General features: G+C 74.7%; 15 protein-coding genes. 6 read left to right on the top strand and 9 right to left on the bottom strand.

The window, feature by feature from the left end; genetic code table 11:
• Nucleotides 1–168 precede the first annotated feature (168 nt).
• Entirely contained in the window at nucleotides 169–1,197 is a 1,029-nt protein-coding gene (locus tag ACF1GV_RS19815) for a lactonase family protein (protein ID WP_391682411.1), read from the top strand.
• 103 nt (nucleotides 1,198–1,300) lie between these two features.
• On the opposite strand, the gene ACF1GV_RS19810 is transcribed toward ACF1GV_RS19815, so the two are convergent.
• From ACF1GV_RS19810 to ACF1GV_RS19795, 4 genes are all read right to left on the bottom strand, one after another.
• Nucleotides 1,301–2,224 (bottom strand): sirohydrochlorin chelatase, encoded by a 924-nt coding sequence (locus ACF1GV_RS19810; RefSeq protein ID WP_391682408.1) that lies wholly within the window; start codon nucleotides 2,222–2,224, stop codon nucleotides 1,301–1,303.
• 153 nt (nucleotides 2,225–2,377) lie between these two features.
• A complete protein-coding gene (locus tag ACF1GV_RS19805) occupies nucleotides 2,378–3,382 on the bottom strand; it encodes an N-acetylglucosamine kinase (RefSeq protein ID WP_391682956.1) in 1,005 nt (334 codons plus the stop codon).
• A 251-nt stretch (nucleotides 3,383–3,633) separates the two neighbouring features.
• Complete coding sequence (locus tag ACF1GV_RS19800; protein WP_391682406.1) at nucleotides 3,634–4,311, bottom strand: uracil-DNA glycosylase; 678 nt, start codon at nucleotides 4,309–4,311, stop codon at nucleotides 3,634–3,636.
• Between the two features lie 111 nt (nucleotides 4,312–4,422).
• Complete coding sequence (locus tag ACF1GV_RS19795) at nucleotides 4,423–5,565, bottom strand: WD40/YVTN/BNR-like repeat-containing protein (protein ID WP_391682404.1); 1,143 nt, start codon at nucleotides 5,563–5,565, stop codon at nucleotides 4,423–4,425.
• Nucleotides 5,566–5,775: 210 nt separating this feature from the next.
• Between ACF1GV_RS19795 and ACF1GV_RS19790 the strand changes: the two genes are divergently transcribed.
• Nucleotides 5,776–6,345 (top strand): hypothetical protein, encoded by a 570-nt coding sequence (locus tag ACF1GV_RS19790; protein ID WP_391682402.1) that lies wholly within the window; start codon nucleotides 5,776–5,778, stop codon nucleotides 6,343–6,345.
• Between the two features lie 158 nt (nucleotides 6,346–6,503).
• On the opposite strand, the gene ACF1GV_RS19785 is transcribed toward ACF1GV_RS19790, so the two are convergent.
• On the bottom strand, nucleotides 6,504–8,168 hold the full coding sequence (locus ACF1GV_RS19785) for an acyl-CoA dehydrogenase family protein (RefSeq protein ID WP_391682400.1): 1,665 nt from the start codon (nucleotides 8,166–8,168) through the stop codon (nucleotides 6,504–6,506).
• Between the two features lie 74 nt (nucleotides 8,169–8,242).
• On the opposite strand from ACF1GV_RS19785, the gene ACF1GV_RS19780 reads away from it, so the two are divergent.
• The gene (locus ACF1GV_RS19780; RefSeq protein ID WP_391682397.1) at nucleotides 8,243–9,007 is read left to right on the top strand and encodes a PaaX family transcriptional regulator C-terminal domain-containing protein; all 765 of its coding nucleotides are present in this window, start codon (nucleotides 8,243–8,245) and stop codon (nucleotides 9,005–9,007) included.
• Between the two features lie 66 nt (nucleotides 9,008–9,073).
• Here ACF1GV_RS19780 and ACF1GV_RS19775 read toward each other — a convergent pair whose 3' ends face one another.
• Together ACF1GV_RS19775 and ACF1GV_RS19770 are read right to left on the bottom strand one after the other, a co-directional pair.
• Nucleotides 9,074–9,880 carry a pectate lyase gene (locus tag ACF1GV_RS19775; protein WP_391682394.1) on the bottom strand — a complete coding sequence of 269 codons (807 nt, stop codon included), beginning with the start codon at nucleotides 9,878–9,880 and terminating at the stop codon, nucleotides 9,074–9,076.
• Between the two features lie 49 nt (nucleotides 9,881–9,929).
• Nucleotides 9,930–10,907, bottom strand: coding sequence for a polysaccharide lyase family 1 protein (locus ACF1GV_RS19770; protein ID WP_391682390.1), 978 nt, complete (start codon nucleotides 10,905–10,907; stop codon nucleotides 9,930–9,932).
• Between the two features lie 355 nt (nucleotides 10,908–11,262).
• Between ACF1GV_RS19770 and ACF1GV_RS19765 the strand changes: the two genes are divergently transcribed.
• Together ACF1GV_RS19765 and ACF1GV_RS19760 are read left to right on the top strand one after the other, a co-directional pair.
• Entirely contained in the window at nucleotides 11,263–12,042 is a 780-nt protein-coding gene (locus ACF1GV_RS19765; RefSeq protein ID WP_391682387.1) for a hypothetical protein, read from the top strand.
• Nucleotides 12,043–12,049: 7 nt separating this feature from the next.
• The gene (locus tag ACF1GV_RS19760) at nucleotides 12,050–16,348 is read left to right on the top strand and encodes an HAD-IC family P-type ATPase (protein WP_391682385.1); all 4,299 of its coding nucleotides are present in this window, start codon (nucleotides 12,050–12,052) and stop codon (nucleotides 16,346–16,348) included.
• A gap of 380 nt (nucleotides 16,349–16,728) precedes the next feature.
• On the opposite strand, the gene ACF1GV_RS19755 is transcribed toward ACF1GV_RS19760, so the two are convergent.
• A complete protein-coding gene (locus ACF1GV_RS19755) occupies nucleotides 16,729–17,808 on the bottom strand; it encodes an NADH:flavin oxidoreductase/NADH oxidase (RefSeq protein ID WP_391682382.1) in 1,080 nt (359 codons plus the stop codon).
• A 121-nt stretch (nucleotides 17,809–17,929) separates the two neighbouring features.
• Between ACF1GV_RS19755 and ACF1GV_RS19750 the strand changes: the two genes are divergently transcribed.
• Nucleotides 17,930–18,289 carry an ArsR/SmtB family transcription factor gene (locus ACF1GV_RS19750; protein WP_391682380.1) on the top strand — a complete coding sequence of 120 codons (360 nt, stop codon included), beginning with the start codon at nucleotides 17,930–17,932 and terminating at the stop codon, nucleotides 18,287–18,289.
• Nucleotides 18,290–18,354: 65 nt separating this feature from the next.
• Here ACF1GV_RS19750 and ACF1GV_RS19745 read toward each other — a convergent pair whose 3' ends face one another.
• Entirely contained in the window at nucleotides 18,355–19,701 is a 1,347-nt protein-coding gene (locus ACF1GV_RS19745) for an FAD-dependent oxidoreductase (RefSeq protein WP_391682378.1), read from the bottom strand.
• Nucleotides 19,702–19,800 lie beyond the last annotated feature (99 nt).

The raw sequence follows: 19,800 nt of genomic DNA, 5'->3' as shown, positions 1-19,800 counted from the left end.
GCGCTCCCGCACGGAGGCGGAGCCCCGGGGACCCGGCAGGGCCGGTTGTCCGCGTCCGCCCGCAACCTTCCCTTCCTCCTCCACGGCGGGTCCGGTCGCCCTTGGTCTAGACCGGTCCCGTCGGCTGCTAGCGTCGGGCCCCGTACTGGGTGACGAGAGGGGACAGCGGTGGCAGACAGCGTGCGGCGGGCGTTCATCGGGTCGTTCACGGCGGCCGGCGGCCCCGGCATCCTCACGGCGGCCGTAGCGGCCGACAGCGGCGCGCTGACGCTTCTGGGCAGCGTCGACGGCCTGTCCGACCCCTCCTACCTGGCCCTGTCGCCCGACGGCCGCACGCTCTACGCGGTCAGCGAGACCTCACAGGGCGGGGTCGCAGCGTTCCGGGTGGACGGCGACAAGCCCGAGCCGGCCGGCCACCGCGTCGCGGTCGGCGGCGGCCCCACACACCTCAGCCTGTACGACGGCCACGTCCTGACCGCCGACTACGGCTCCGGCAGCGTCACCGCCGTCCCCGTCCGCTCCGACGGCACCCTCGCGCCCGCCGCCTCCGGTGTGCTGCGGCACACCGGCTCCGGTCCGCACAGCAAGCGCCAGCGGGCCCCGCACGCCCACCAGGTGCAGCCCGACCCGAGCGGCCGCTGGGCGGTCAGCGTCGACCTCGGCACGGACTCGGTGCGGGTGTGCACCCTCGTCGACGGCGGCCCCCGCGTGCACGGGGAGTTCGCGCTGCGGCCCGGCTCCGGCCCGCGCCACCTGGCGTTCCACCCGTCCGGCGGGTACGCCTACGTCGTCAACGAACTGACGCCCACGGTCACCGTCTGCCGCTGGGACGCCACCGGGGGCGCCCTCACCCCGCTCGCCGAGACGCCCGTGCTGCCGCACGCCCCGGCCGGCGACGCCTACCCGTCCGGGATCGTCGCCTCGCCCGACGGCCGCTTCCTGTGGATCGCGACCCGCGGCGAGGACGTGCTGTCCGTGTTCGCGGTGGAGGCCGGCGGCGAGGTCCTGCGGCTCGTCGGGACGGTGCCGTGCGGCGGCCGCTGGCCGCGGGCGCTCACCGAGGCCGGCGGCGTTCTGTACGTCGCCAACGAGCGCTCCGGCGACGTCACCTGGTTCACGGTGGAGCCGGCCACCGGCCTGCCCCGGCGCGGCGGCTCCCTCGCGGTCACGGCGGCGTCCTGCGTGGTCCTCGCCTGACCGCCCCGCCCGGCCGTCGGACGCCATACCGAAGGGCCCGCTCCCTCGTGGGAAGCGGGCCCTTGGCTTCGATCCGGGTGTCTGCGGGGTGGTGCGGTGCGGGTCAGCGGACCGGGGCGCCCTGGGCCTGCTGCGGGGCGATGCCCAGCGCCGTCGTGTACTTGGCCAGGGCCAGCTTGCCGATCGCCGGGTAGGCGCCGAGCGCCTCGGCCGCCGGGCAGCCCGCCTCCTTGGCCGCCCCCTCGACCAGCGAGGCGTCGATCTCCGGACCGATCAGGTACGGCGCGAGGGCCAGCTGCTGGGAGCCGGAGGACCGCAGCTGCTCGGCGACGTTCGCGATCGAACCCTCCTGGTCGAGCGCGGCCGCCATCACCGGCACGGCGAGGCGCGCGGCGAGCAGCATGCCCGTGATCCCGGCCGCCTGCACGGCCTCCTCGCCGCCCACGGCCGCGAGGATGATGCCGTCCGCGGCCGTCGCCACGGTGAACAGGCGGGCACGGTCGGCGCGGGCCAGACCGGCCTCCGACAGGCGCACGTGCAGCGCCTCGGCGAGCAGCGGGTGCGGGCCGAGGACGTCGGTCAGCTCGGCGGCGACCCGGCTGTCCATCAGGGCCTGACGGATGCGGCGCAGCAGCGCGTTGTCCGGACCGGCCAGCAGCGGCACGACGACCGCGACGGGACCCTCGGGCTCCTGGACCTCGACACCCGCGGCGAGCGCCTGCTCGTAGCGGGCGGTGCGCTCCTCTGCGGCGTGCACGAGCACCGACTGCACCGTCGGGAACTCCGCGTCGTCCCCGTCCACGTACCCGATCCGCGCGTCCAGGCCGGGCAGCTCGGAGCGAGCGATGCTCACGACCTCCTCGGCGAGGCTGCGTGTGGCGGCGCCGGTCGTGCCCGGAACCGCGAGGACGAGCGCGGGCGCGCCCTCGGGAGCCGCCAGGGGCTCGGGTCGGCGGTGCCGCCCGGGCTGGCGGGGGCGCGGCATTCGTACTGGCAGGCCGGACGCGGGCCCAGTGGGGGAGCTCATGGCGCCGCATGTTACTGGCTTCCGGGGCTCCCCTGTTCGGGGAGGGTGCAGGTGAGCGGTATCCGTCCGGTTTTGTCTGATGAGTTACGTACGCTTTGGAAGTGATCGGCTTCTGTTCCGGGCGACTTGCCCCGTGCGGGCGGGAATGCCGCCTCATGTCCCCGCCGTGTCCACCACCTGCAGCATCGTGCCGTCGGTGGGCAGGAGCAGGGTGCCCGTGGCGAGGGCGGTGGCGACACGGACCGCGCCGTGCAGCGGGTCGCCCTCGGCGGGCACCCGGCGTGCGTGCGGCAGCCGTGCGGCCAGTTCCTCCTCCAGGGGGACGAGCAGGGGCTCGCCCACCTTGAACAGACCACCGGTGAGGGCCACCCACGGTTCCCCCGAAGGGGGGCACACGGCGGCCGCGGAGTCGGCGATGTGCCGGGCCGCCTCGCGCAGGACCGCCACGGCCACCGGGTCGCCGTCGGCCGCGCACGCCCCCACCTGCGGTGCGAAGGAGGCGAGGACGGCCGGGCGGTCGGGGCGCGGGTACAGCGCGCCGGGCAGCCCGGCGACCGGACCGAACGCCTTCTCGGCGCAGGCCAGCAGCGCCGCCGACCCGCCGGGCCGGCCGTCGTGGGCGCGCAGCGCGGCCTCCAGGCCGGCCCGCCCGATCCACGCGCCCGAACCGCAGTCGCCGAGCAGATGACCCCAGCCGTCGGCCCGTCGCCAGCCGGTCAGATCCGTGCCGATGGCGATCAGACCCGTACCGGCCGCGATCACCGCGCCGGGGCGCGGGCCCAGCGCGCCGGTGTACGCCGTGACGGCGTCCGCGGCCAGCGCCAGCCGCCCCGTCCCCAGCTCCCGCCGCAGCGCGCCGGGCAGTTCGGCGCGCAACGCGTCCCCCAGGGTGGCGAGCCCCGCCGCCCCGACCGTCGCCGCGACCGGCGCCGGCAGCCCGGTCTCGGCGAGCAACGCCCTGGTGAGCGGCAGCAGTTGCGCCAGCAGATGGTCCGCGTCGATGCCCCGGTCACCGGTGCGCACCGGTTCCCGCGAGGCCCGCTGCCCCAGCACCCCGCGCGCCACCGTGCCGACGGCCACGCGCAGCCCGGAACCACCGGAGTCGACGGCCAGGACGACGGGATCGGCGCCGCCCCGGTCCGTTGTGACACCGCCCACCCGGTGGTGTCCCACCGCGTCGACGGCTCCGTGCGGGGCCTCGCGCGCGCCGGGGCCGGCGGGGTCGGCGGTGCCGGCACCAGGCGCACCGTGCGGCACCGCCGCGCCGGTGGCCCCGGCCGGCTGCGGGGCACGTCCCGCGGGCCCGGTGGCCCGCTCCGGGCTCCCGCCGATCCCGGCTCGCCGCCGGTCCCCGGCGGGAGCTTCCGGCACCGCCGCGCCGCGGGCGCCGGGCGCCGCGTCGGCCGTGGTCACGGCAGGCGCCAGTCCACCGGCTGGCCGCCCTGGCGCATCAGCAGGTCGTTGGCCCGGCTGAAGGGACGGGAGCCGAAGAAGCCGCGGTCCGCGGACATGGGGGAGGGGTGCGCAGACTCCACGCTCGGCAGGTCCCCGAGCAGCGGACGCAGATTGCGCGCGTCCCGGCCCCACAGGATCGACACCAGGGGCTTGCCCCGGGCCGCCAGCGCCCGGATCGCCTGCTCGGTGACCTCCTCCCAGCCCTTGCCGCGATGCGCGGCCGGCTTGCGCGGGGCCGTGGTGAGCGCCCTGTTCAGCAGCAGCACCCCCTGCCGCGTCCACGGCGTCAGGTCGCCGTTGGACGGGGCAGGCAGCCCCAGGTCGGCCTGCAGTTCGCGGTAGATGTTGATGAGGCTGCCGGGCAGCGGCCGCACGTCCGGCGCGACCGAGAACGACAGCCCCACCGCATGCCCCGGGGTCGGATAGGGGTCCTGCCCGACGATCAGGACGCGGACCTCGTCGAACGGCTGCTGGAAGGCCCGCAGGACGTTCGCGCCCGCGGGGAGGTAGGTGCGCCCCGCGGCGATCTCCCCCCGGAGGAAGTCACCCATCGCGGCGATGCGCCCGGCCACGGGTTCCAGGGCCTTCGCCCAGCCTGCTTCGACGATTTCATGCAACGGTCGTGGTGCCACGGGCGTCACCCTACTGCCGTACACAAGGTGACGATCAACCGGTGGCCAACACCCGCCTGCCACACCGTGTTCACTGTCCTGTCCCCCCCGTTCCCCCGTCCCCCGTGGGCCTCATCCGATCACGGCCGCCCGAACGCACAGCACGTCCGGCAGATGCGACGCCAACTGGCGCCAGCTGTCGCCGTCGTCGGCCGAGGCGAACACCTCGCCGTTGCGGTTGCCGAAGTAGACGCCCGCCGGATCGGCGTCGTCGGTGCACAGCGCGTCCCGCAACACCGTGCCGTAGTGGTCCTCCTGCGGCAGGCCCGCCGTGAGCGGCTCCCAGCTCTTGCCCGCGTCCGCCGTGCGGTAGACCCGGCAGCGCCGGCCGGCCGGGACCCGGTCGGAGTCGGCGTTGATCGGAAACACGTACGCCGTGTCACCGCGGTGCGGATGGGCGGCCACGGCGAATCCGAACGTCGACGGCAGGCCCTCACCGATGTCCGTCCAGTGGGCGCCCGCGTCGTCGCTGCGGTACACCCCCCAGTGGTTCTGCAGGTACAGCCGGTCCGGATTGCCCGCGTCCCGCGTCACCTTGTGCACGCACTGGCCGAACTCGGGGTTCGGATCCGGCAGGAACACCGCGGAGACACCGGAGTTGGACGGGACCCAGCTGGCGCCGCCGTCGGTGGTGCGGAACACGCCGGCCGTCGACACGGCCACCGTCACCGCCCGTGCGTCCCGCCGGTCGGTGAGCACCGTGTGCAGCCCCTCCCCGCCGCCGCCGGGCACCCACTTCGACCGCGTGGGGTGCTCCCACAGCGGGCGTACCAGTTCGAAGGTCTCCCCGCGGTCCTCCGAGCGGTACAGCGCCGCCGGTTCCGTGCCCGCGTACACCACGGCGTCCTCGGCCGCCGCCGGATGCAGCTGCCACACCCGCTCCAGTGAAGCGCCCGTGTCCTTGGGGAACTTGACCGCCGGCTTGGACGGCTCCTTCCAGGTGCGACCCAGGTCGTCGGAGTGGAACACCGACGGCCCCCAGTGCGCGCTGTCGCCCCCGGCCAGCAGCCGCGGAGTGCCGCCGCGCGTGTCGATCGCGACCGAGTACACGGCCTGTGCGTTGAAGTACGGGCTCTCGTCGAATTGCCAGCCGCCGTTCCGCCCGCGCCCGATGAACAGGCCCTTGCGGGTCCCCACGGCCAGTAGTACCTCGGTCATGCCGAACACCTCCGCGACGTCTTTGTCCCAGACATCGGCCAGTGTGCACCCCACCACTGACAGCGGCCTCTCCGGACTGTGTCGCCGCAGGTCAGAGCGGCGATTGTGGCAGATGCGGGCGATGCGCGGGGTGTTTCCCGGCAACGCGTGCGGGGCGTGGACGGCCGTGGGACCGTCGAAGCGCAGGGCTCGTCCTGAGCATCGGGCGATCGTCCGCCGTACTGGTGGGCGCCGGGGATGCTCGCGCTGATGAGGAGGGTGCCGTCGATGGCGGTCCGTGGTCCCGAGGTCTGGTTGTGGCGCTGGCGGCGCAATCCGCTCAGGCGCCGCGCCGACAAGGTGGAGGCCTGGGTGGTGCTCGTGGTGTGGATGTGCACCGTCGTGGCCGGGGTGCTCGCCGGGCTGGGCGCCTCCCGGTCGGTCGAACAGGGACTGGCCCGCGAGCGCGACGAGTGGCGTCCCGTCGTCGCCCGCCTGACCCAGCGGGCGCCCACGGCCGGCACCGGCAGCGACCGCGTGTGGGCGGAGGTGTCCTGGCGTGCGGCGGACGGCTCCGCGCACACCGGTCAGGTCCGGGTGCGGCCGGGCAGCGCGACGGGCGGTCAGGTCACGGTGTGGACCGACCAACGGGGCCGCCTCGTCTCCCGGCCCGCAACCGCCGGACAGGCCCACCTGCGCGCCGTGCTGCTCGGCGCCCTGGCGGGGCTGAGCACCGCGATCGTCCCCTTCGTCGCCGGCCGCGCCCTGCGCATCCGCCTGGAGCAGCGCCGACTGGATCAGTGGGAGGCGGAGTGGGCCCGCTTCGGCCCGCTGTGGGGGAGGGGCAGGACGGGCTGACGACAGCGGAACCGGCCCGCGTCCGACCGTCCGGGACCGGCTGCGTCCGTCCGACCGCCGGTGACCGATCCACCCCCGCCGTCACACCCCGACGGATCTGCACCGCCGTGACGCCCGGACCGATCCACACGCCCCGCTCCCGACGCGGCACGCCGACCTCACGCGTCGCCCGGCAGCCCCCGGCGCAGGATCCCGTCGAGGTCCGCCGTGTCCGGCAGGGTGCCGAAGGCGTGCCCCCAGTCGCCGCCCAGGCGGGTCGCGCAGAAGGCGTCGGCCACCGCGGGCGGGGCGTGTCGGACCAGGAGGGACGCCTGGAGGGTGAGCGCCATCCGCTCCACCAGGCGGCGGGCCCGGACCGGTGACGCGTCCCGCAGGTCGTCCCGCAGCCGTGTCACGGCCGCGTCCAGACGGGCGTCCGCGCCCCGGGCCAGGGCGAACTCGGCGAACAGGGCCTCCGCGGTCTCCGGTTCGCGGACCAGGGCGCGCAGCACGTCGAGCGCGTTGACGTTTCCGGACCCCTCCCAGATCGACAGCAGCGGCGCCTCACGGTAGTGCCGCGGCATGCCCGAGTCCTCCACGTAGCCGTTGCCGCCGAGGCACTCCAGCGCCTCCGCGGTGAAGGCCGGACCCCGCTTGGTCACCCAGTACTTGCCGACGGCCGTGGCGATCCGGCGGAACGCCCGCTCGCCCTCGGCACCGCGCACCGCCCGGTCGGCCGCCCCGGCCAGCCGCAGTGTCAGTGTCGTCGCCGCCTCGGACTCCAGCGCCAGGTCGGCCAGCACGTTGCGCATCAGCGGCTGGTCCAGCAGCCGCGCCCCGAAGGCGCTCCGGTGCCGGACATGGTGACCGGCCTCCACCAGGGTCTTGCGCATCAGTGTCGCGGAGGCCATCACACAGTCGAGCCGCGTGCAGTTGACCATCTCGATGATCGTCTTCACGCCCTGGCCCTCCGGCCCGACCAGCCAGGCCACGGTCCCGTCGAACTCCGGTTCCGAGGACGCGTTGGACCGGTTCCCGAGCTTGTCCTTCAGCCGCTGCACCCGGAACGGGTTGCGGCTGCCGTCGGGCAGGATCCGGGGCACCAGGAAGCACGACAGCCCCTCCGGAGCCTGGGCCAGCACCAGGAACACGTCGCACATCGGCGCCGAGGTGAACCACTTGTGCCCAAGCAGCGTGTACACGCCCGGCTCGGCGGTCGGCGTGGCCGTCGTCGTGTTCGTCCGGACGTCGGAGCCGCCCTGCTTCTCCGTCATGCCCATGCCCGCGAGCAGCCCGCGCTTCTCGGTCGGCACCTGCAGCCCGGGCTCGTACACGCGGCTGGTCAGCAGCGGTTCGTACACCTTGGCCAGCTCCGGCTCGCGGCGCAGCGCGGGCACGGCGGCGTAGGTCATCGACGTCGGGCAGCCGTGACCGGCCTCGCTGTGCCCCCACACCAGGCCGCCCGCGCTCCGCGCCACGTGCGCGCCGGGACGCCCGTCCGCCCACGGCGCCCCGGCCAGACCCTCGGCGACCGCGACCCGCATCAGTTCGTGCCACGCCGGATGGAACTCGACCTCGTCGATCCGGTCGCCGTACCGGTCGTGCGTGCGCAGCTCGGGCTCGTGCCGGTTGGCCAGCTCGCCCCACTCCTGGGCCTGCACACCGCCCGCCCGCTCGCCGAGCCGTCTGATGTCCGCCTCGGCCCAGCCGGCGCCCTCCCGGCGCAGGCCCTCGAGCAGTGCGGCGTCGTCGGAGGCGTCGTACGGCGCGAGCGGCGGCGGCTGGTTGGTGACGTCGTGCGTGCGGTACGGCTGCGGCCATGCGGAGCCCGGGAGCGAAGTCATACGCGTCATGTTGCACTTACTCTGCGATCGCAGCAATAGTGCAACACCCTAGGGCGCGGTTACAGTACGTTCCCATGCGCAGCAGGCACGTCTCGCAAGATCCGCCCGGCGGTGGCCTCGGCCTGCGTCCGCTGTCCGCGCGTTCGGTCGTCCTGAGCCTGCTGCTCGGCGCGCATCCGCCGGAGCTGCCCGTCAGGGAGCTGACCCGCGCGCTCGAGCCGTTCGGTGTCGGCGGCTCCACGCTGCGGGCCGCGCTCAGCCGGATGACGTCCGCCGGCGATCTGCGGCGCACCGGCACCGGCTACCGGATCGGCGACCGCCTCCTGCAACGCCAGCGCCGCCAGGACGAGGCGGTCCGGCCCCGCACGCGCGCGTGGCACGGCGACTGGGAGATGTTCGTGATCACCGCGACCGGCCGCGGCCCCGCCGAACGAGCCGACCTGCGTACCCGGCTGACCGCCCTGCGCCTGGCCGAGCTGCGCGAGGGCGTCTGGCTGCGCCCGGCCAATCTGGACCGACCGCTGCCCGCAGGACTCGCCGAGGTCGCCCAGACCTACACCGCCCGCCCGGACCGGCCCGCACCCGAACTGGCCGCCGACCTCTGGCCGTTGGACGCCTGGTCCACCACCGCACGGGCCCTGCTCGCGCACGCGGACGAGGCCGAGTGCCCGGCCGACCGGCTCACCGCCTTCGCCGCGCTCGTACGGCACCTGCTCGCCGACCCGGTACTGCCGCCCGAGCTGCTCCCCGCGGACTGGCCGGCCCTCGCCCTGCGCACCGCGTACGCCGCGTACCAGGAGGAGCTGGCCGCCTCGGTGGGCCACGGCCGCACCGGGTGACGGCACCGACGGCCGTACGGGGAGGTCGGACACCTCCCCGTACGGCCGCCGTTCACCCCGCATCGCTCACTTGTACGTGATGTCGGACGCGGAGTACTTGCAGTAGGTGCCGTCGGGGTCGGAGCCGTTGGTGGTCGGTTCCTTGCCCGTGTTGTTGCCGATGTACTTCTGGCACGGGACGATCTTCTTGCTGGTGTCGCCGACGATGGTGATGTTCCGCAGTGTCGCGCTGTCGCCGTAGTTGGTGTTGATGCCGACGAGCGCGGTGCCCTTGTAGGTCGCCTCGATGGTGTTGAGGTTGATCGTCCGCTTGTGCTGCGTCTTGCAGTTGCCGCAGCTGCGCACGAGCTTGCCGAAGTTCTTCACGGCGAAGTCCGAGACGTTGAGCGTCCCGGCGCCGTTGAACTGGAAGACCTTGTCACTGGCCTCCTTCGCCCCGCCGCCCGAGACGGTGTAGACGTTGGACGACGACGAGCCGAGGAAGGTCGCCGCGTCCTCGCCCACGTCCTCCCACCAGACGTTCTGCAGCGTGCAGCTGCCCAGGCAGTGGATGCCGTCCGCGGCGGGGGAGCCGATGATGACGTTCTTCAGGACGGTGCCGGGGGAGAGTTCCAGGATGGGGCCCTGGTCCTCGTCCTGGCTGCTGGAGCCCAGGTCCCCGGTGCCGTACAGGCGCTTCATCCCGTAGTCCTTGGTGCCGGACAGCTGGATGGTGGAGGAGACGGCCTGGCTGCCGTTGGCGGTGGGCCAGGTGGCCGCGCTCGCCGGGGAGAGCACGCCGCTAGCCATGAGCATGCCAATCGCGAGGCCGGTGGCGGCCAGGGCGCCGGTCGCCGGGCGCCGGCGGGCGCGTGGACGGGTCGCTGAGGTCATGTCCCGAATGCCTTCCTTTCGGTGGGAGGTGTCCTGTTGCGGGAGCGGGTCAGAGCTTTCCGGCGCCCGCCCCGGACGTCACCGAGGCGACGACGGAGGAGGCCGGCTCGGCGGTGTAGCCGTAGGGCGCAGTGGCGAACGTGCCGACCTGCGAGACCTCGGTCGCGGCTCCGCCGAGGTCGTTGCCGCGCAGATTGGCGTATCCGTCGACGTCGCTGTCCCGGGTGGTGGTGACGGCGACCTTCGTCGAGCGGAAGACGTTGTTCTCGACGAGCATCTGCGCGCCCATCCGCGAGTGCACGGCGGTCTCGGCGCCGACGACGTAATTGTCGTAGAAGTGCCCGGTGCCGAAGCGCAGGCTGGGGATACGCGAGTTGACGTTGTTGAACCAGTTGTGGTGGTACGTCACCCGCAGGTGCCCGGTGTCCTCGTCGGCGTTGTTGTCGCTGTGCCCGACCAGGGAGCCCTTGAAGTGGTCCTTGAAGGTGTTCCAGGACACGCTGACGAAGTCGGAGGCGTGGGTGATGTCGAGCAGGCCGTCGTAGTAGTCCTTGTCGTGGCCGCGGTCGGACGAGAAGGAGTTGTGGTCGATCCAGACCTTCGTCGACGCCTGCACGGTGATGCCGTCGGCGGGGGCGACGGGCTTGCTGATGTTCAGGTTGCGGATGACGACGTTCGTCACCTTCTTCAGCCGCAGCCCGCCGCCCGTGAACCCGGACGACGGGCCCACGCCGAGGACCGTGGTGTTGGAGCCGACATCGACCTGGCCGCTGAGCGAGATCAGGCCCTTGACCTTCACGACCTTCGCGGTGCTGCCGCTCACGGCCGCCTTGAAGGCGTCGAGCGAGGAGACGGTGACCGCCGTGGCACTGCCGCCGCCGGTCGTGCCGGCACCGAAGCCGACGGGGGAGGCGTCCGCGGCCCCGGCGGGCTGGGACAGGGCGAGCAGGGCGGCCGTGGTGAGGGCGACCGCCGCGGCAGCCGCCGGAGCCGATCGTCGCGGCAAACGTGGGGGGAGAGTGCGCATGCGGGTGTCCCTTCAGGGGGATGGCGGTTCGACTATGTGAATGTCGTTCATCCTTGTGGATGTAGTGCTGGGTTCTCCGCCTCTTGAGGCGTCGATCGGTCGCATCGCTGAACGGACCGTAGAGGGCAAGCGCTTTCTGGTCAACGCCTCGCGGGGGCGGGATTCGGCCACTCGGCGAGCGTCGCTGGTCAGGCGATGGGAGCGCTTCCACAGGAGTCTGCGGCTTCCGCGGACGGGCATGCTCCTTGCGCCCGGATGTCCCCGTCCCGACTCGTCCGGGGACCACGTGATGACTAGGCATTTTGCGGGAACCCGGCAGTCCGGAAGGCGAGGTCACGGCGAGGTGAGGACAGTCATGGCAACGCAGCAGTCGCCCACGGCGACGCCCCCGCAACCGCTGCGCGCCGCTGCGTCGGCGCTGCGGAGGGTGCCCGGCGCGGGGCTTGTGGGCCGGGCGGCCGGCGGGGCGCTGGACAGAATCGGGGCCGTGTCGCCGCGTGGCCGACGGCTGGCGGTGTACACCGGCGCCGGGGTGCTCGGCGTCACGGGGGTGGTGGAGTGGCCCGTCGCCCTCACCGGAGCGGCGGTGGCCTGGCTGACCCAGCCATGGTCCGGGGAACAGCAAGGCGCCGCGGCGACCTCCGGCGCGCCGCGACCCGAGGCGGCGGGCCGGGCCGCACCGAAGGCGGACGACGCAGACAAGGCTGACGGGGCGGACGAGGCGGACGGTACGTCGGTCCACGCCACGGGCGGCATGTCGGCGCCCGCCACGGGCAGTCAGCCGGGGCAGGTCCCGGGCGGTGCGGGGCACGCGGCGGGCGGTGGGGCCACGTATGCGACGGGTGGTACGCCGGCGCCCGAGGGCGCCGCCGCCTCGCCCCGGCACGCGCCGCCGGAGTCGTCCGGACCCCCGCGTACCGGCCCTCCCGGACCCGGTCCCACCGCCTCGCGGCACGAGGCGGCGGTGGCCAAGAGCGCCGCCAAGCAGGTGGCGAAGAACGCGGCGCTCAGCGCGTCCAGGGCATCGACCGCGCACCACTCCGGCACCCGGGCGCGGCGCACCACGGCGTCACCCACGAGGACCAGGACGGGTACGTCCACCCAGGACGTCCGGCCGCGACACGGCGAAGAGTGAGGATTCCATGGCGTTGGGCTTGCTGAAGCTCCCCGCGGCGGCCGCCGCCGTCCTGGCCGGACCCCGGCTGCTCGCCCGCGGTGTCGCACCGGCTGCCGACCTGGCCGCCGGCGCCGTCGGCCTGGCCGCGGGCGCGGTCGCCGGGGCGGCCCGGGCAGGGGTGCGCAGCGCGGACACCGCGGTCCGGGTCGGCCGTGTCACCCGCGCCGCGCTGCCGGGCGCGGGCAGCCACTGGCGGTCCGGCCGCCGGGCGCACCTCGCGTTGCGGCCGGCCGCCGAGGACCACGTACGTCGTGCGGGCGGGCTGGAGGAAGCGGCACGACGCGTGGCGCGCACCCTCGCCGAACGGCCCGACGTCGCCTTCGCGTACTGGGACGGCGGACTGGCCCGGCTGGTGGTGACGGCGACCGAGGACGCCCTGACCGACCGGGTCGTCGAGCACGCCACCGCCCTGGCCGAACGCCATGGCCTGGGCACCGCGGACGCCTCCGACGTGGACATCGAGGAGTTCCCGCACCCGGGTGACCCGGCCGGCGTGCGCACCGCCATGGCGGCGCTGCTGACCGACGCGGCCGGAACCGGAGCCGCGCTGGCCGCGTACGCGCTGCACCTTCCTCCCTCGCCGCGCCTGGTGACGGCGGGCGTGACCCTGCTGCGCGAGAACCCACGCGTCCGAGCCTGGCTGCACCGCCGCTTCGGCCGCTCCCGGATGGACCTGCTGCTGGCCGCCGCCAACGCGGCCGCGCACGGCGCCGGGCAGACGCCGACCGCGCTGCTGCTCGACGGCACGCTGCGCTCCTGCCAGCTGGCGGAGACGGTGGCGCGTTCGGCGGCGTTCGACACGGTCCACGACCGCCTGTGCACGCCCGACCGCACCGGTGTGCACGCGAGCGCCCGGCCGCGCCCCCCGCTGCGCGGCACCCCGGCCCAGGACTACGCCGCACACGCGGGCACCGGCAGTGTGCTGGGCGCCGTGGCGACCCTGCTCGTCAAACACGATGTGAACGAGGCGGCCGAGGCGGTCCTCGCCGGCTCCCCCAAGGCCGCCCGTTACGGCCCCGCCGCCTTCAACGCCGTCCTGGGCCTGGCCCTCGCCCGCACCGGTGTCCTCGTACGGGACAGCGAGCGGCTGCGGCAGCTGGAGACGGTCGAGTCGGTGCTGCTGCACCCGAGCGCGCTGCGCACCCGGGGCGCAGGAGCCGACCCGTGGGCCGAGGCCGTGCTGGACGCCGCGCGCGCCGCCGGCCTGCGGGTGGTGATGGTCGACGACCCCGCGCTCGCGGACTTCACCGGACTCGCCGACCACCTGGTGCCCGCCGACCGGCCGCTCGGGGAGGCCGTGGACCGGTTGCGGGAACGCGGCGCGGTGCTCACCGTGGCCCGCGCGGCCGCGGCCGAGGACCACGATGTGCTGACCGGGCTGCTCGCCGGCGATGTGGCCGTGGCGCTGGCCGACGGCGACGCCGCGGTGGTGTGGGGCGCGGACCTGGTGGCCCCGGGCGGCCTGCCCGACCTGTGGCGGCTGCTGCGGGCCGTGCCCGTGGCGCGGGACGTGGGCCGCAGGTCGCAGACGCTGGCCCGGTCCGGTGCCGCCCTGTCGGGTCTGATGGTGGCGGTGGGCGAGGCCCAGCGTGGCCGGCGCCACCCGCTGATGCCCGGACTGCGGCACGCCCCGGTGGACGTGAGCGCGGCCGCCGCGCTTCTCAGCGGTGCCCGGGCCGCGCTCGGTGTGGCAGTGGCCCGCTCCCCGCGCCCCCGCGAACGCGTCGCCTGGCACGCCCTGGACACCGACGCCGTACGGGAGCGGCTGGCCAGGCGCGAGGAGGACCGGCCCACTCTCAGGGACCAGACGTCCGGCCGGGTGCGCCAGATCGCCAAGCGCGCCGGGAAGGTCCCCGCTCTCGCGCCGGTGCGCTGGACCGTGCAACTGGCCCGTGCGGTGCGGGGCGAACTCCAGGACCCGCTCACCCCCGTCCTCACCGTCGGCTCGGCTGCCGAGGCGATCCTCGGCTCGGCCGCCGACGCGCTGCTGGTGGTCGGTGCGCTCGATCTGAACGCCCTCGTCGGCGGCATCCAGCGGTTGCGCGCCGAACGCGCCCTGTCCGGGTTGCTCGCCGAGCACAAGCGCAAGGCACGGCTCACGTCGGAGGAGTGGCGCGAACCGCGGACGGTCGACGCGGCCAAGCTGCACCCCGGCGACGTCATCGACCTCAAGGCGGACGATGTCGTCCCCGCCGACGCCCGGCTGCTGTGGGCGGACGGACTGGAGGTCGACGAGTCCGCGCTGACCGGCGAGTCGCTGCCGGTCGACAAGGTCACCGACGCGTGCCCGGCCGCCGCGGTCGCCGAGCGGCGCTGCATGGTCTTCGAGGGGACGACCGTGGTGGCCGGGCACGCCCGCGCGGTCGTCGTCGAGACCGGTGAGCGCACCGAGGCGTCCCGGGCGGTCCACCTGGCCGCCAAGAAGCCGCCCTCCGCGGGCGTCCAGGCCCGGCTGCAGGAACTCACCCGCAAGGCCCTGCCGCTGACCCTGGCCGGCGGTGCCGCCGTGACCGGCCTGTCGCTGCTGCGCGGCACGCCGATCCGCGAGGCGGTCAGCGGGGGAGTGGCGGTCGCCGTGGCCGCCGTACCCGAGGGGCTGCCGCTGGTGGCGACCGTGGCGCAGCTCGCGGCGGCCCGCCGGCTCAGCCGGCGTGGAGTGCTGGTGCGGGCGCCGCGCACGCTGGAGGCCCTCGGCCGGATGGACACGATCTGCTTCGACAAGACGGGCACCCTCACGGAGAACCGGCTGCGCCTGGTGCGGGTCACCGACACCGACGGCGCCGTCCGCAAGCGCGACGAGGCCCCGGACAGCCGCACCCTCATCCAGGCGGCGCGTGCCTGCCCGCAGCTGAACGGCGGGTCCGACCGGCCGGTGCACGCCACCGACGAGGCCGTACTGGAGGCCGCAGCGGAGGATCCCGAGTGGACGCAGGAGGAGGCGCTCCCGTTCGAGGCCGCCCGCGGGTACGCCGCCGCGGTGGGGCACGCCGCGGACGGCGGACGTGTCCTGGTGGTCAAGGGCGCCCCGGAGAACGTCCTGCCCGCCTGCGGCGACCGGGCCGAGGAAGCGTCCGACACCGCCCACGCGCTGGCCGCCGACGGACTGCGCGTGCTGGCGGTCGCCGAACGCCGCCTGGACGACGTCGAGTCGGCCGCGGGCGCCCTCGAAGAGGCGCTGCAGGAGCTGGAGTTCACCGGCCTGGTCGCACTCGCCGACGTGGCCCGAGACACGTCCAACGCGCTGGTGCACGGGCTGCGCGAGGCGGGCGTACGACCCGTCATGCTGACCGGCGACCACCCGCAGACCGCACGGGCGATCGCCGTCGAACTGGGCTGGCCTGAGGACACCGGCGTGGTCACGGGCGAAGAACTGGCCGCCGCCGACCGGGCCGAACGCGCCCGCATGCTGGGTGACTGCGGTGTCGTGGCCCGGGTCGCGCCGGAGCAGAAACTCCAGGTCGTGGAGGCGTTGCGGGACGCGGGCCGGGTGGTCGGTATGGTCGGCGACGGCGCCAACGACGCCGCCGCGATCCGCGCCGCCGACATCGGGGTCGGCATCAACGCGCGCGGCTCGGCGGCCGCCCGCAACGCCGCCGACCTGGTGCTGACCGACGACGACCTCGGGGTGCTGGTCGAGGCGGTCGGCGAGGGCCGCGCCCTGTGGCACAGCGTCGCCGACGCCATCGCCATCCTGATCGGCGGCAACGCCGGCGAGGTGGGCTTCGGCATCGTCGGCACCCTGCTCGGAGGCCGGGCACCGCTGTCGACGCGGCAGATGCTGCTGGTGAACCTGTTCACGGACCTGTTCCCGGCGATGGCCGTCGCGGTCACCCCGGAGAAGGACCCGACGGAGGAGGCGAGCGGGCCGCTGGGCTCGTCGATGCTGGGCGAGCCGCTGATCGAGCAGATCCGGCACCGGGCCCTGACGACGTGTCTGGGTGCGGTGGTGGCCTGGCTGTTCGGCCGGTTCACCCCGGGTACGACGCGCCGGTCCACGACGATGGCGCTGTGCGCGGTCGTCGGTACGCAGCTGGCGCAGACGCTGGCCGACCGCCGGGGCAGCCCGCTGGTGCGCGTCACCGTGCTCGGCTCGGCGGCGGCGCTGGTCCTCCTGGTCCAGACGCCGGGCGCCAGCCAGGTCTTCGGATGCACCCCCCTCGGCCCGCTCGCCTGGGCCGGCGTGGCCGCGGCGATCGCCCTGGCCCTCGCGGGCCAGCGAGCACTGCCGCGCCTGGAGGAGACGGTGATGAGGCTGACGCGGTGAGGACCGGCGTCATCGGCGTGACACGGTGAGGGGCGGGGCGGTCCGGGGCGCTCGGTGCGACGTCGGCCACCCCGTCACGGCGCCCGCGGGCCGGCCGGCCGCGGGAGCGTGACCGGTGGGTCACGCCGCACCGGTGCGCGACCGTCCGATCGACCGGACGGTCGCACCCGCCACGCGGATGGGGCGGCCGGACCGGTGGGACCGGCCGCCCCCGCCGGCTACGCCACCGTCGGCCGTCCCACAGCCCGCGCTCACACCGCCCGGCGAGGCGACCGGCCAGGTCTCCCGCCCCCCGTCACACCGACCGGTGCTGCCGGGCGCCTCACCGCCCGGGGTCACCCCACCCGGTGCTACGGGCCGGCCAAGTCCCCCGTCCCCCGTCACACCGACCGGTGGTACTGGTCCGGTACGTGGACCTCGCCGCCCAGTCGGCGTGCCGCGTGCCGGGCCCAGGACGGGTTGCGGAGCAGTTCGCGGCCGAGGAGGACGGCGTCGGCCTCACCGTTGGCGAGGATCTTCGCCGCCTGCTCCGGCTCGGTGATCAGGCCGACGGCGGCCACCGGCAGCGGCGTCTGCGCCTTGACCCGCGCGGCGAACGGCACCTGGTAACCGGGCTCGGTCGGGATGCGCACGCCTGAGGCGTTGCCGCCGGTGGAGACGTCGAGGAGGTCGACGCCGTGTGCGTGCAGCTCGCGCGCGAAGCGCACGGTGTCGTCGCCGGTCCAGCCACCCTCCTCCAGCCAGTCGGTCGCGGAGATGCGGAAGAACAGCGGCTTGTCCTGCGGCCACACGGCCCGTACGGCGTCGACGACCTCGAGCGGGAAACGGGTGCGGTTCTCGAAGGAGCCGCCGTAGGCGTCGGTACGGCGGTTGGAGTGCGGGGAGAGGAACTCGCTGATCAGGTATCCGTGGGCGCCGTGGATCTCGACGATCTCGAAGCCCGCGGCCAGGGCACGCCGCGCGGCGAACGCGAACTGGCCCACGATCTCCTGGATCTGATCGATCGTCAGCTCGGTGGGTACCGGGTGCCGTTCGTCGAAGGCGACGGCGCTCGGCGCCACCGGCTGCCAGCCGTGCGCGTCCGGCCCGACGGGCGCCCCGCCCTTCCACGGCTGGTCGGTGGAGGCCTTGCGCCCGCCGTGCCCGAGCTGGATCGCCGGCACCGTGCCCTGGCCGACGAGGAAGCGGGTGATGCGGCGGAAGGCCTCGACCTGCGTGTCGTTCCACAGGCCGAGGTCGTACGGCGAGATCCGGCCCTCCGGCGAGACGGCGGTGGCCTCGACGATGATCAGGCCCGTGCCGCCGGCCGCGCGGGCCGCGTAGTGCGCGAAGTGCCAGTCGTGCGGCACCCCGGCCTCCGGCCCCTCGGGCGCGGCCGAGTACTGGCACATCGGCGGCATCCACACACGGTTGGGGATGGTCACTTCGCGCAGGGTGTAGGGCTCGAAGAGCGCACTCACGGCGGACTCCATTCGTCACGGGACCGGTGGTCGACTCGTACGATAGACGTCGTAGTACGGTGGATGTCAAACTACGAGAGCCTTCGTACAATGAGAGGCATCCGACGAACTGGAGCCCGCCGTGACCCCCGCCCCCGCCACCCCCGCCGTCAGCAGCCGCGAGCTCCCGCACCCGGCGCGGGAGGAGATCCGGCTGGAGACCGTGCTGCACGCCCTGTCCGACCCCATGCGACTGCGCATCGTGCGCGAACTGACCGTCGCGACCGACGCGTTGTCCTGTTCGCACTTCGACCTGCCGGTTACCAAGTCGACCACCACGCACCACTTCCGGGTGCTGCGCGAGGCCGGGGTGATCCAGCAGACCTACCAGGGCACCGCCAAGATGAACGGACTGCGCCGCGAGGACCTGGAGGACCTCTTCCCCGGTCTGCTCGACGCCCTCATGGACGCCGCCGCCCACCAGGCCGCCCGGCTCGGCTGAACCGGCCCGCCCGGCTCAGCCCGCCCGGCCCGGCTGAACCCGCCCGCCCTCCGAGGCGACTCGGCTCACGGGGTCGCGGCGCGCGCCGCGGCCATGAGGGACCGCCAGTCGGGCAGCTTGACCACCGAGCGCCCGAGCGACGCCCCGAGCCGCGCCTCCGCCCGCTCGATCGCCAGCCAGCCCGGCCACTCGACCGGTTCGGCCCCCGCCGCCCGCAGCGCCTCCAGCGGATCGCCGGGCAACTCGGCACGGCCGAGCGCGGGGGCGTCCTCGAGCAGCGAGTCCGCCGTCTCCCGGGCGCACGGACGGTTGGTGCCGATGACACCCGTCGGGCCCCGCTTGATCCAGCCCGCCACGTACGCGCCCGGTACGACGGCCCCCTCGCACAGGACGCGCCCGGCCAGGTTCGGCACCGTGCCGCGCTCCGCGTCGAACGGCAGCCCCTCCAGCGGCACCCCGCGGTAGCCCACCGACCGCAGCACCAGCTGGGCATCCACCTGCTCGAACCGACCGGTTCCCCGCACCCCGCCGTGCCCGTCCGGCGCCGTCCGCTCGAAACGCACCGCGCCGACCCGGCCCCCGTCCGCGAGCAGCTCGACCGGCCGCAGGAAGAACCGCAGTCCGATCCGGCGCCGGGCGCCCGTGCCCGCACGCCCCGCCCACGCACCCAGCACCTCCACGTTGCGACGCTGCGCCGCCGGCAGCATCGAGGGATCGGCGCACCCCGGGTCCAGGGCGAGCTCCGCCGGGTCCACGCGTACGTCGGTGTCCGGGAGCGCGCCCAGCTCGCGCAACTCCTTGGTGGTGAACCGGGCCTGTGACGGGCCGCGCCGGGCCGCCATCTGGATACGGGTGACCCGGCTCGCGGTCAGCGCGGCCAGCGCTGCCTGCGGTACGTCGGTCGGGCTCAGCTCCGCCGGGCCGCGGGCGAGCATCCGGGTCACGTCCACGGCCACGTTCCCCGCGCCGATGACGACGGCCGACCGGGCGCCGCTCAGATACCCGTCGTCGGCGGCGTCCGGGTGAGCGCTGTACCAGGCGACGAACTGCGTCGCCGACCAGCTGCCCGGCAGGTCCTCGCCGGGGATGCCCAGGCGCCGGTCGGCGGCGGCGCCCACGCAGTACACCACCGCGTGGTACAGCTCCCGCAGCCGTGCGGCCGGCACGCCGCCCGGTCCGCCGATCCGGACCCCGCCCAGGAAGCGGACCCGGGGCTCCTCCAGGATCGGGCGGAGGGTGTTCTGCAGCGACTTGATCTTCTCGTGGTCGGGTGCGACGCCGTAGCGGACCAGGCCGAACGGGCACGGCAGGCGGTCCAGGACGTCCACGCGCACGTCGGGGTTTCGCTCGAGAAGGCTCTGCGTGGTGTAGACCCCGCTCGGGCCCGAACCGACGACGGCGACACGGAGCACGGCGGAACTCCTCTGTCAGGGTCCCCTGGGAAGGGGAGGGCTTCCCCGGCCCCAGCATCGCACCGTGCGGGCTGCGCTGACAGGGTGCTGTCCGGGCGG

The sequence above is a fragment of the Streptomyces sp. NPDC014006 genome (assembly GCF_043088925.1).
In the GTDB taxonomy this organism is placed as follows: domain Bacteria; phylum Actinomycetota; class Actinomycetes; order Streptomycetales; family Streptomycetaceae; genus Streptomyces.
This window is presented reverse-complemented; position numbering and strand designations above follow the sequence as displayed.

Excerpts from the sequence above, each read along its gene's own strand:
- ACF1GV_RS19760 (WP_391682385.1), top strand. The coding sequence starts at position 12,050 with ATGGCGTTGGGCTTGCTGAAGCTCCCCGCGGCGGCCGCCGCCGTCCTG.
- ACF1GV_RS19770 (WP_391682390.1), bottom strand. The coding sequence starts at position 10,907 with ATGCGCACTCTCCCCCCACGTTTGCCGCGACGATCGGCTCCGGCGGCT.
- ACF1GV_RS19785 (WP_391682400.1), bottom strand. The coding sequence starts at position 8,168 with ATGACTTCGCTCCCGGGCTCCGCATGGCCGCAGCCGTACCGCACGCAC.
- ACF1GV_RS19765 (WP_391682387.1), top strand. The coding sequence starts at position 11,263 with ATGGCAACGCAGCAGTCGCCCACGGCGACGCCCCCGCAACCGCTGCGC.
- ACF1GV_RS19790 (WP_391682402.1), top strand. The coding sequence starts at position 5,776 with ATGGCGGTCCGTGGTCCCGAGGTCTGGTTGTGGCGCTGGCGGCGCAAT.
- ACF1GV_RS19810 (WP_391682408.1), bottom strand. The coding sequence starts at position 2,224 with ATGAGCTCCCCCACTGGGCCCGCGTCCGGCCTGCCAGTACGAATGCCG.
- ACF1GV_RS19780 (WP_391682397.1), top strand. The coding sequence starts at position 8,243 with ATGCGCAGCAGGCACGTCTCGCAAGATCCGCCCGGCGGTGGCCTCGGC.
- ACF1GV_RS19775 (WP_391682394.1), bottom strand. The coding sequence starts at position 9,880 with ATGACCTCAGCGACCCGTCCACGCGCCCGCCGGCGCCCGGCGACCGGC.